Source organism: Paraburkholderia madseniana (genome assembly GCF_009690905.1).
GTDB lineage: Bacteria > Pseudomonadota > Gammaproteobacteria > Burkholderiales > Burkholderiaceae > Paraburkholderia > Paraburkholderia madseniana.
Genome location: NZ_VOSW01000035.1, coordinates 32,398 through 44,457, shown reverse-complemented (window position 1 = coordinate 44,457; position 12,060 = coordinate 32,398). Strand labels below are relative to the sequence as shown.

Sequence of the window (12,060 nt, the reverse complement as noted above, 5' to 3'; positions counted from 1 at the left end):
AACGATAGAACCTGGACCCGGATCGCACGACATGAGCACGTCCCTCAATACCCTGATCGCCAAACTGAATCCGACCTGCCGGCAAGCGGCTTTGCTCGCGGCGAACAACTGTCTCGCGCGCGGTCACTATGAGGTCGACCTTGAACATCTGTTGCTGGCGCTGCTGGATGAACCGGCGAGCGACGTCACGCTGGTACTGCGCGCATGCAGGGTCGACGCACATGCCTTGCGTGCTGATATCGAGCGCGAATTGCAGCGATTGAAAACCGGCAATACGCGCACGCCTGTGTTTTCGAAGCATCTGATCGATTTGCTCGAACAGGCGTGGTTGATCGCGTCGCTCGATTCGCAGATTGGACGGATTCGCTCGGGACATTTGCTGCTCGCGTTGTTGACGGCGCCGGACCTCGCGCAGTTCGCCGAACGCATGTCGCCGCTGCTGCGCGACGTGCGGGTGACGGATCTGAAGCACAAGTTCGACGAAATGACCGCGGGGTCGCGTGAAGTCGAACGTAGCAATGAGGCAGAGAACGCCGCAGAAGCCGTAAGCGATGCAGCTGCGACCGACTCCGCACCCGGTGCGCCTTCTAAAACCCCCGCGCTGGATACCTACACCAGCAATCTGACGCAGCGTGCGCGTGAAGGCAAGATCGATCCGGTGATCGGCCGTGAGGGCGAGATTCGCCAAACGATCGACATCCTGATGCGCCGCCGGCAGAACAATCCGATCATGACGGGCGAGGCGGGCGTCGGTAAAACGGCGGTGGTCGAAGGCCTCGCGCTGCGCATCGCGGCCGACGACGTGCCCGCACCGCTGAAAGGAGTCGCGTTGCACGTGCTCGATATGGGGCTGCTGCAAGCCGGCGCAAGCGTCAAAGGCGAGTTCGAGAACCGCCTGAAGAACGTGATCGACGAGGTGAAGAAGAGCCCGCATCCGATCATTCTGTTTATCGACGAAGCGCATACGATCATCGGCGCCGGCGGCCAGGCCGGGCAGAACGACGCGGCGAATCTGCTGAAGCCCGCTTTGGCGCGCGGCGAATTGCGCACCATCGCGGCGACTACGTGGGGCGAATACAAGAAGTACTTCGAGAAAGATGCGGCGCTGGCGCGGCGTTTCCAGGTTGTAAAGATCGAAGAGCCGAGCGAGACGCTCGCGGCGGCGATGTTGCGCGGCATGGCCGCGTTGATGGAAAAGCACTTCAATGTCCGCGTGCTGGACGATGCGATCACCGAAGCAGTGCGTCTGTCGCATCGCTACATCAGCGGCCGTCAACTGCCGGACAAAGCGATCAGCGTGCTCGACACCGCCTGCGCGAAAGTCGCGCTCGCGCATAGTTCGACACCTGCCGCGATCGACGACACGAAGAAGCGACTCGAACGCATCGACGCCGAAATCGCCGCGCTGGAACGCGAAGTGGCGAGCGGTGCGTTGCACGACGAGCGGCTCGCGGACCTGCGCAGCCTGCGTGAAGAAGACGTGAAAGACCTGGCCGTTGACGAAGCGCGCTACGACAAGGAGCGCGCATTGGTGACGGAGATCGTCGGCTTGCGTGCGGAAATCGACGCCGCGCGCGTAAGTAGTGCAGACGCCGCGCAGGCCGACAAGGCTCAGCAGGCGCGCGAAACGCTGGCCACGCGTGTTGCGGAATTACATGCATTGCAGGGCGGCCAGCCGATGGTCCCATTGCAGGTCGACGGCCACGTGGTCGCCGAAATCGTCGCTTCATGGACCGGCATTCCGCTCGGCCGCATGATCAAGGACGAAATCCAGACCGTGCTGAATCTGCAGCCGTTGCTGGCCGCTCGCGTGATCGGGCAGGACCATGCGCTCGATGCGATCGCGCAGCGCGTGCGCACCGCCAGCGCGAGTCTCGAAGATCCGAACAAACCGCGTGGCGTGTTCATGTTCGTCGGACCGTCGGGTGTCGGCAAGACCGAAACCGCGCTGGCACTCGCCGACGTGCTGTACGGCGGCGAACGCAAGATGGTCACGATCAACATGAGCGAGTATCAGGAGGCGCACAGCGTGTCGGGCCTGAAGGGTTCGCCGCCGGGCTACGTCGGTTACGGCGAGGGCGGTGTGCTGACCGAAGCGGTGCGTCGCAATCCGTATTCGGTAGTGCTGCTCGACGAGGTGGAAAAGGCACACCCGGACGTGCTGGAAATGTTCTTCCAGGTATTCGATAAGGGCACGATGGACGACGCCGAAGGGCGCGAGATCGATTTCCGCAACACGCTGATCATTCTGACCTCGAACGTCGGCTCGCAGGCGGTGATGCAGGCATGCCTGAACAAGAGCGCCGAAGAACTGCCCGATCCGGACGAACTCGCGGAGACGTTGCGCCCGCAACTGTACAAGACGTTCAAGCCGGCGTTCCTCGGCCGTATGAAAGTGGTGCCGTACTATCCGATCTCCGACGACGTGCTGGCCGAAATTATCGACTTGAAGCTGGAGCGGATTCGCCGCCGCATCGAATCGAATCACAAAGCGGTGTTCGAGTGGGATGAGTCGCTCGTCGACGCTGTGCTGGCGCGCTGCACCGAAGTGGATTCCGGCGCGCGCAATGTGGACCACATTCTGAACGGCACGCTATTGCCCGAAGTCGCGCAGCAGATGCTCGAGCGTATTGCCAACGGCACCGCGATCGAACGCATCGCGGTCCGTGCGAGCGAGGCGGGCGAGTTCGAATACACGGTTGCGTGAACAGGCAAGTCCCCGCCTGCCTGCCAATCTGTTTTAATGCCGTACCGGAACCTTATTGCTTTCTGTCATGCCGACTAATCTGAACACGCTGCTGGCGCCGATCAGCGAAGCCTCGCCTTGTGGCGACGACCTGCTGTTTTCGGCGGATTTCGACGCGATTCAGCACGCGCGCCGATTCGAAGACCCGTCGCTGGATCAAGGCGAATGGGTCACGGATATCAAGGAGGCCGACTGGCCATTCGTGGTCGAACGCTCCAGCAACCTGCTGCAGACGCAGACCAAGGACCTGCGCCTCGCTGTCTGGCTCACCGAGGCGTTGGCCATCGAAGAGGGCGTGACCGGTCTCACGCAAGGGTATGCGCTGCTGACGGGGTTGTGCGAAAAGTACTGGGATCACGTGCACCCGTTGCCGGAAGGCGACGACACCGAGTATCGCCTCGGCAACGTCGCGTGGCTGATGGGGCGCACCGGTGATCTGCTGCGGGCGATGCCGCTCACGTCGTCGCAAGGCAGCTCGTACAGTACGATCGATTGGGACGTGGCCACGCACGTCGCGCAAGCGGTCAAGCGCGATCCGGATCACGCCGACGACATCGCGCGCGGCAAGCCTTCCATCGAGCAGATCGAGGCGTCGAAACGCGCCACGCCGCCGGCGTTCTATTCGACCCTGCTGGTGGATCTGAAAGCATTCGAAGCGGCAATGCTCGCACTCGAACAGCAACTGGACCAGCGCGCGGCCGATTCAGCACCGAGTTTCCGTCAGGCGAAAGATGCGTACGAGAGCGTCTACCGGTTGGCGGAACGCTTTGCACGCGAACTGGGCGTCAGCGCTGAAGCGTCGCCGCCGAAAGCGCCGAAGCCGGAAGAACACGAACGCGCCGAGCCTACCTTCAAGACTTCACCGCAACGCGAGGAACCCGTGTTGACGACCATGCCGACCACGATCAGCCCGATTGCAGGAATCCAGAGCCGCGCGCAAGCCGTCGCGCAGTTGCGTGCCGTGGCCAAGTTCTTTCGCAGCACCGAGCCGCATAATCCGGCTGCTTACCTTGCGGACAAGGCGGCGGAGTGCGCGGATATGCCTTTGCATCAGTGGTTGTCGTCGGTGGTGAAGGACGATGGGTCGCTCGCGCATATTCGCGAGTTGTTGGGCGTGAAGCCCGAGGAAAACAGCTAGAACTTCCTTGAACACAAGCAAAAAAGCCAGGCATCGAAATCGGTGCCAGGCTTTTTCAATTCATAAGGTCAAGCAAGCAGCAACTCAAGACCCCGCGCGAAACTCAATACGCCGATTACGCGCCCGCCCGTCGGTCGTATCGTTCGATGCGATCGGCTGATCCGGACCAACCCCTGTGGTCGTCATCTGCTCGGGCGGAATGCCTCTCGCGACCAGATAACCCTTCACCGCATCCGCACGCGCCTGGCTCAGCGCGATATTCGAGGTGCGATTGCCCGAGTTGTCGGTATGGCCGATGATCGCCACCGTCTTCGTCTGCATCTTCGACAACACGGCCGCCATCTGATCGAGAATCGCGCGGCCTTGCGGCGTAAGTGTCGCGCTGCCCGTCTCGAACTCGATTGTGCGATTCGCCAGCGTCTGGTCGAGCAGGCCCTGTTCCGATGCGCTCACGCGCAGGCCGTTCTTGATCGTGTAGGTCGGATTCAGCGCGTTCGCCATATCGCTTGCGAGTTGCTGGCGCTGCGATTCGTTATGCACCTCGCCCTTCACGTCGATCTGCGTGCCGTCGATCTTCAACTGGCCTTTGCTGATCTGCTTCAACTGCGGGCCGATCAGCTTTTGTACGTTGGCGGACCAGTTCGGCGGCGTCGCAACGTCGGCGACTTCGATCTGATCGACCACGTTGGCCGCGCCGTAGGTGTCGCGCAGACGTGCGAGCACGGCCGCTTTGGTCGCTTCATCCGGCACCTTTCCGCCCACCACCACCTGGCCCGGCGTTGCATTGGCGGGCGGCGGCGCTGCGCTGATCGCACCGGTGCCGCCGCCCGTCGTACCGCTGGCGAGGCCGGCCGTGCTGACCGCAGGACCTGCAGTGCCCTGCTGAGCCGAAGAAGGCGCGGGCAGAACCGTCGTGCGAATCGCCATGCCGCTGTTGTCGACCGGCGTGACGCGTGCCGGGCCGTCGTTGTCGGCATGGGCGAGTGCGCAGACGAGAAGGCCCGCCAGCAGCGAGGCAATGCGCGTGTGTTTGCTCAACATCGTGTCACGCTCCCGTGAATGCTTCGCGGAACGTGTCGATGCTGACACGCAACGACAGTTGCGGTTGGTCGAGGTAGCTGACGAGCTTGCTGATGCCATGGTCGTTTTGTGCGTGTTCGTCGATCCACTCGGGATCGTCGATATCGATGTTGTGTGCCGCGTACGCCTGCGGATCGACCACGCTATGCAGCGTTTTGGCCGAGGCACCGTTAAAGCCGATGATGAGCCGTTCGCGCTCGGCAATCGTGCCGATAAAAATCGCCAGTTCGAAATCGGCCTGCGAGACGAACGGTGCGATCAGTTCGAGCCAGAAAGCGGCGACGAGCGAGCGATAGAACGGATCGTTCGGCAGCGGCAGTGTGAGCCCGCGTTCGAGATGCGACGAACCGCTTTGCATCACCGGACGCAGCAGCGAACCGAGCGCCAGCATCGCGCCACGCAAGCGCACCGGATGGCCGCTCGCAAGCAGCATCTGTTCGAGGCCGGAGAGGGTCTGATGCTCGACGAAGTCGTTGAAGGTGCCGTCGTGCGGATTGCCCGGACCGCCGCCGATTTCGATCGGCACTTGCGTTTCGCCGAGCGCGTGCAACGCGCCGGCTGGCTCGCTCACGCCGAGCAACGGCTTCATCTGCGAGGCGATACGCGACCACAGGCGCGCGAAGGCCAGCGGACTGTGCGCGAGGAACGTCAGCGGCTTTTCAACTTCCAGCGCGGTGGCGGCAAGAAACGGAAAGCGGCGCGACGATTGATCCTGGCTCGCCACCATATGCCCGGCGATCGCTAGCTTGCTGCGCGAGCCGAGGAACGCGAAGTGCATCGGCTTGGCGTTTTCGTAGACGATCTTCCAGCGCGGATCGTCAGTGAGCAACTCCATGGCCTCGGCGATCCAGCGGTCGAGCGTGGCCAGCAATTGCGGGTTATGCGCGCTTTTGACGAAGTCGCCGCGCGACGGGATCTTGCCGAAGTAGGCGATTTGCGCCTGCACGGTTTGCGTCATTGCGCACCTCCTGTGTTCGAAACCGCGGCGGCGGCCGTGGCCGGCCGTGCCGCTGGTGAGGCCGGTGCGACAGCGGGCACGGTGCCCGCTGTTCCTGTTGGTCCTGGCGCACCCGCGGCTGTCGCATTGACTGAATTCGCCGCGGCGCTCACGTCCGCTACCGACGACGGCAGCCGCAAGCCGCGCAGGCTTTGCTGTTGCGGTGCATCGCTGCTGGCGCCGCCCGAGGCCTGCGACGTGCTGATGATGCGCATGCTGACCGCCACCGTGACATTGCCTTGCGTCCACGACAGATCGAAGGTGCCATCCGGACGGCGTTTGCGTTGCGCCGAGTTGATCAGTTTCTCCAGACCGTAGCGGCCCGGCTCGTTGACCAGTTGCAGCGTGCGGCCGTCGAAGGTTGTGGCATTCAGTGTGGCGCCAGGCGAGCCCGACGGATTCGGCCACACGAAGTTGGTCCACTGCGGCGGCGTATTGCGGTAACGCATCTGCTGGCCGTCGATCGCGAGCGTGTATTCCGTGGTGCCGCTGCTTGGTTGCGGCAGGATCTGGAATACGGTCTGCGGTTCGGCCGAGCTTTGGCCACCCGAGGTCGCCGCGCCGCCGGCAAGCGGCGCCACCCAGCGCGCGAAACCGCTGGTGAAGTCGGGCGTCAGCGCGAGACCCATATCGCCCCATGTGCGCGAGGTCAGCGTGTCGCCGCGGCGCACCGCGAGCGGCCCGAGGGTGGTGCCGACGAACTTGGCGATCGCGCCGTCCGGCCCGAACACCTGGGCGATTTCGCCGGCGCCGGCTTCGACCTTCGCATCGCCTGCAAACGGATACTTGTTCGCGAGCGACCCCTGGAAGGTCTGGTAGACCTGCGCGTTCCACACCTTGTTGACTTCGACGCTGGCCGGCTGGATCACCACCGCATACGCTGCCATCAGCGGACGCACCAGCAGCGGTCGCAGCGCCTTGCGTTGCGAATCGGTGAGGCCCGTCAGCATCTGCTCGTCGACGTACTTCAGCGAATCGGCCAGTTCGGAGCCGCTGCCGTCGAGTGTCTGCTGCATCAGCTGACGCGCGCCCGGTCCCGGATCGCCCTGGTTCTTGATTACGTTAAAGCGCGTGCGGACCTTCGAGAGCGTGTCCATGTAGCCCTTCAACATCGAGCCGTTGTCGCCGGAGACGACGATGCGGCCCAATGCCGAGAACTCCTGGCCGATCGGGCCCATCGGCACTTCGACCGGATTGCCGTTGATGTCGATGTTGGCGTTCAACTGGCCGGTCGGCGCACGCGCGAACCAATTCTTGAACCAGCTGGTCATGCCGGTTTGCGCGCGCTTCAGGTTCGCGTTGAAGAGCGACGGGTTGTCCCACGAAGTCTGGTCATACGCGGTTTCGAGGACCTTGCGGATCGGCGAATCCTGCGGGTCGCCGAGACGGTTCATCGCATCCACCGCCTGACCGAAGCTGCCGAAGCTCTGCACGGCAATGCCTTGCATGAACTTCTGCCAGTGCATCGCGTACTCCGTTTTGTACATCGCCACGAGTGCTTTCTGGATCTGCTCGGGGCTGCCTTCGAGCGTCAGGTCGTCGTGCGCGGAGGTATTGAGCACCCAGTCCTTGGCCTGCAATTCCTTGGTGGCGGCATCGCGAATCGCCGGCTGCACGTACTGGAACCACGCTTCACGCGTGAAGGTGCCGGGAATCGCGTAGCTGCCGGCCACCAGCGCCGTATTGTTTTCGCCGACGATGCGCGCGATCGTCATCGGCGCGAAGCGGGTCGACGCACGCGCCTTGATTTCTTCGTAGACACGCTGACGAGCCGGCATGCCGCGCACCACGCGGCGCAGGTTTTCACGGGTCTGGTCGACGAGGCCGAGGTTCTGGTCGATCATCGGCCAGTCGTTGTCGGACACGCGCGACAGATAGAAGGTGATCATGCGCTCGGCGCTGCGGATCATCTCGTCGCGGGGCATGTTGCCGCGATTCGTTTCGAGCCAGCCGCGCCAGAAGCGGGCGACCTGATCAGTCAGGTGCGCGGTTTCCACGTGACGCTTGTCGCTCAGCATCAGGTAGGTCTTGAGCGCGTTGTACGCGTCTTCGACGTTGGTCGGCGACGCGTCGCTATACAGGCCACCCTGGCTGTTCGCCGCCATCGCCGTGTGTGCGGACACCGGAATCGCGGCGGCGTCCGGCGTGCGGTTCAGCGGCGCGAGCTGATCGGGGTGCGCATTGACGTCCTTCAGGAACGACGCGAGATTCTGCGAGACCGGGTCGAGCAGGATCTGGCGCACGCCGCTGTAATACTCGGTGAGCAAGTGCTGCTCGAGGCGGTCGCCCTGATACAGCCCGAGAGACACCGCCAGCGGCTTGTCGCGGCGGAATTGTTCGAGCTGGTCAATGCGGTCTTCCAGAATGTCCATGGCCTGCAAGCGCGATTGCAGGTCATTGCGGTTCTGCTGCAGGCGCACCACGTTGTCGAGGTCGGCCTTGACGTTGTCGGCGAGCTGCTCATTGCCGATCGTCGACCACGTCCAGCCGCCGAGCGCCAACGCGAGCACCGCGACGAAGCCGAAGAACGTGGCATAACGCATGCGCGTCTTGGCGGGACTGGCGAACTGCTTGACGGTCTGCCGGTCGGCGAAGATCACCTTGGAGAACAGATCGCGCAGGAAGAAGCCGTTCTTCGAGAACGCGCTATGCGGCTTGGGCAGACTGTCCGCGGAGAGGCCAAAGCGGTTGGCGATGCGCGTGGCGGCGGCGCTGTTGGTTTCGCCTTCCTGCAACGCGCTGGTGAAGTAGAAGCCGCGGAAAATCGGCTTGTGCTGGAACGGGTTGGTTTCGAACAGCGTGGCGAGGAACGCGCGCAACGCGGGCTTGATCGCCGAGAATTCGAGCGGGAAGCTCAACTGGCCCGGCGAGAGCTTGTTGCCGCGGTTGATCGACATCTGCGCGACGCTGATTTCTTTCAGGCCGTCATAGAGCTCTTCGAAGTGCTCGTCGAACAGACCCACCACGTCGCGCTTTTCGTCTGGCTCGTAGGGCAGGGTGGCGCCCCACACGCGGTCGTATTCGTGGCGGTCGCTGCCGCTGAAAAATTCGGTGAAGCCCGTGATCAGGTCGGCCTTGGTGAACATCACATACACCGGCGCGAACACTTCGAGCTTCTCGGTCAACTCCTGCACGCGCTGGCGCAGATTCTTCGCGAGATTGATCGCGAACTCGGGCTTGCTGCTGGTCAACTCGGCAATGCTCGCCGTGACGATGATGCCGTTGATCGGCGCCTTTGGCCGGAAGCGCTTGAGCAGGCCGAGGAAGCCGATCCATTCGGTGCGGTCTTCTTCGTGCACGGAATAGCGGCCGGCGGTGTCGAGCAGAATGCCTTCGGTCGTGAAGAACCAGTCGCAATTGCGCGTGCCGCCGATACCGTGAATCACGGCGTTGTTCTTGTCGGCGAAAGGAAATTGCAGACCGGAATTCAGCACGGCGCTGCTCTTGCCTGCGGCCGGGTTGCCGATCACGATGTACCAGGGCAATTCATACAGCGCCGAGCCGCCGGACATCTGACCGATCTTCGAGGTCTTGATCGTTTTCACCGCGTCGACGAGGCGTGTGCGCAGCACGTCGAGTTCGGCCTGGCGCGTGGGCGTTGGGGCGGGGCCGGTTTCGGTCTGTTTTTCGGCTTGCTGCTCGAGCATCTCGCCGAGCTTGTTGTTCGCGCGCCGTGCGCGCAGGCGGCGCACCACCCAGACCAGCAGCCATAGCGCGATCACCGCGCCGAGCACGATGGCAGGCCACATCAGGTCGATCTGCAAGGTATCGGCACCGATGAACAAAACAGCAGCGAGCGCGAGCAAGCCGATGATCGAGAGCGTGCGTGTATGGGTCAACACGTTAAGAATGCGTCGCATAAGCCGTTCAGGTCTTGGTGATGTGTGTTGTGGCGCGTGTGTAGCAAACAGCATGGCGCGAGCGCGGGCAAAGTCTGCCTGCGCCGCGTTTGAAACAATTCGAAAGCATATTCAGGCGAAGGTGAATGCGGCCGGATTGTTAAATCCGCCATGGAATGTTTCGCCGAGGGCGATGGGGCGAATGCCGTTATGCATGCGGCATTGCCGATTTTTGCCAGAAAATTTGCTTGAACGCCCCATTGCCAACCTCTTTATTGCCCACTTCGCCTTAATGACCACGCCCCAGGACGAAGCCGGGTTTGTGATATTCAACGTGCCCGAGATCCATCAATTTCCAACGGCCACCCCACGTCAGGCCGACCTGTTCGGCCGTCTGTCCGTATAACTGATAGCCTCGCATGGCCCAGGGATCTTTTTCTGAAATGACGAGCTTGCCGTCGCGCAAAAACGCATTGTCCGCGGCAAGACCGTATTGGTGATAGCTTTGAAACGCTGCGGCATTGGTGACGTTGCCCCCCATTTGCGCCAGGCGGTTTTGCCGCTCCGGACTGCGATAACCTTCCAGCAATGCCATTTCATACCCGTACTGCTCGTGCATGATTTTGTAAACGAGCAATAAACGCGTTCTGAAATCGGCGTCGAGCAAATTCCAGTCGCGGCTCGCGTCTTTCAGCGCGGGCCGAATCTGCTCCACTTCCTGCGTTGCAAATACCTCGGGCGGCAGCGGCGGCGGGGGCACGAGCTGTTCGCCATTCAATAACGCGGCAATTTTCTCGTCCGGTACCCGTGCAGTGTCATCGAATTGGAATAATTGCCGACCGCGTAAAGCCAATGCCACCAATGGCGGCGTCGCAAGAATACCTGTGGTGGTAAAAATCAGCAAGCGCCGCTTTGCCAGTAACTTTTGCATATCGACTGCAGTCGATTGCGAAATTTTTGCCGAACGTACTAATTGACCGCGAGCACGTGAAGCACCTTGAGATGCTCCGCGCATAACGCGGCCGTGAATGGCGAGTGCGGCGCCTAATAAAGAGGCGCGTACCGCCGGCAATAGCAGCATTGCGGCGATCACAACGGCGAAGGCGAAATAGGCGAGAAGTACTACGGCAATCAAAGTCGACCCCGGAAATTGGAAACAATTGTATTTTGTAATGCTTGCTCTTAGAATCAGGCCTGCTCGGAGAGGAGCCGGAACGGTATTATCACGGCGAAATAATCCAGGATTCAATGAGACAGTGAATGAATGCGCCGGAAAGTTCGAATTCCAAAGCCCCACCTAGCCTGTTATCCGATAAGGCTAAGGGCGCCGATGGCAATGGTTCGCGAATCCTCGCGAATCTGGAAGGCCGTGTCGAGCCGCCTGCCGATAAACCACGCCGGTCGAAAACGCCGCTCCTGCTGGTCGCCTTGCTGGTGATCGCGGCCGGCGGTTGGGGTGCGTGGCATATGCAGCAGCGTGTGCAGACGGAGTCGTTGGCGTCGGCCACGCCCGCCAACCCAGGGAAAGCTGCTGTGCCGGCGTCCGCCGCGAGCGGTGCTGCGCAGGTCACTGCGAAAGCGGAGGCGCCGGCTGCAGCGTCGTCGCAAGCGGCCACGATCGTTGCTGACGACAGCGACAGCAAGGCGCCAGCGGCCTCCGCGAGTGCGCCTGCAAGTGGCGATGAAAGCCGCTTATCGCGCGCCCTTGCCGATGGCGCTGAGCCGAGCAACGCGTCTACACCGGTTGCGTCCGCAGCGGCCGCGTCGGCGGTCACGGTGCCGGCGGCAAAGCACGCTAAGAGCTCGACGGCTGTCGCCAGCAATGCGAAACACGACACGACGGCGCACAGCAAGAAGGAAAGCGCGAGCGCAAGCAATCATCACGCGAGCGCGCCGACCGCGGTCGCTCAAACGAAGAAATCGCGTCCGACTGGTAATGCTTCGAAAGATGATTCGGATGCCGATCTATTGGCTGCGCTCGTGGCGCGCACCAAACCGGCCGACGCGAAAGCGGCAGACGGCAGCACGGCCACCAAGGTCAGCGCATCGGCTGCGCCTGGGAACGCCAAGCTGGCCGAACGCGTGAAAGAGTGCGGGCAACGCGGCTTCTTCGAAGACCAGTTGTGCCGCTGGCGCGTGTGCGATGGACATTGGGGTAAAGACCCGGCTTGTCCGGGGGCTGCGCCGCAGGCACGTCAGCCGTAAGTTCGCGTAATGCGCCGCTTGTCTTCGTGACTCGCGGCTACCAGGTCCATGGTCC

Annotated in this window: 7 protein-coding genes; 3 read left to right on the top strand and 4 right to left on the bottom strand. The window is 62.3% G+C overall.

All coding sequences use genetic code 11. The features are described from left to right. The first annotated feature begins 31 nt into the window (after window positions 1-31). Together tssH and tssA are read left to right on the top strand one after the other, a co-directional pair. Window positions 32-2,707, top strand: a complete 2,676-nt coding sequence (gene tssH, locus FSO04_RS19495) for a type VI secretion system ATPase TssH (RefSeq protein WP_154561522.1) — start codon at window positions 32-34, stop codon at window positions 2,705-2,707. 67 nt (window positions 2,708-2,774) lie between these two features. After that, complete coding sequence (gene tssA, locus FSO04_RS19490) at window positions 2,775-3,884, top strand: type VI secretion system protein TssA (RefSeq protein WP_154561520.1); 1,110 nt, start codon at window positions 2,775-2,777, stop codon at window positions 3,882-3,884. Between the two features lie 84 nt (window positions 3,885-3,968). Here the strand turns inward: tssA and FSO04_RS19485 are convergent, their stop codons facing one another. The 4 genes from FSO04_RS19485 to FSO04_RS19470 form a co-directional block, all read right to left on the bottom strand. Then, window positions 3,969-4,925 carry an OmpA family protein gene (locus FSO04_RS19485; protein ID WP_154561518.1) on the bottom strand — a complete coding sequence of 319 codons (957 nt, stop codon included), beginning with the start codon at window positions 4,923-4,925 and terminating at the stop codon, window positions 3,969-3,971. Between the two features lie 4 nt (window positions 4,926-4,929). After that, window positions 4,930-5,922, bottom strand: a complete 993-nt coding sequence (tagF, locus tag FSO04_RS19480) for a type VI secretion system-associated protein TagF (protein ID WP_054036464.1) — start codon at window positions 5,920-5,922, stop codon at window positions 4,930-4,932. Continuing rightward, window positions 5,919-9,821, bottom strand: a complete 3,903-nt coding sequence (gene tssM, locus FSO04_RS19475; protein ID WP_154561516.1) for a type VI secretion system membrane subunit TssM — start codon at window positions 9,819-9,821, stop codon at window positions 5,919-5,921. The genes tagF and tssM overlap by 4 nt, the downstream gene beginning before the upstream one ends. Window positions 9,822-10,089: 268 nt before the next feature. Next, window positions 10,090-10,935, bottom strand: coding sequence for a M15 family metallopeptidase (locus FSO04_RS19470; RefSeq protein WP_054036462.1), 846 nt, complete (start codon window positions 10,933-10,935; stop codon window positions 10,090-10,092). A gap of 125 nt (window positions 10,936-11,060) precedes the next feature. Here FSO04_RS19470 and FSO04_RS19465 point away from each other — a divergent pair, with 125 nt between their 5' ends. Further along, on the top strand, window positions 11,061-12,005 hold the full coding sequence (locus FSO04_RS19465) for a hypothetical protein (protein ID WP_154561514.1): 945 nt from the start codon (window positions 11,061-11,063) through the stop codon (window positions 12,003-12,005). Window positions 12,006-12,060: the final 55 nt, after the last annotated feature.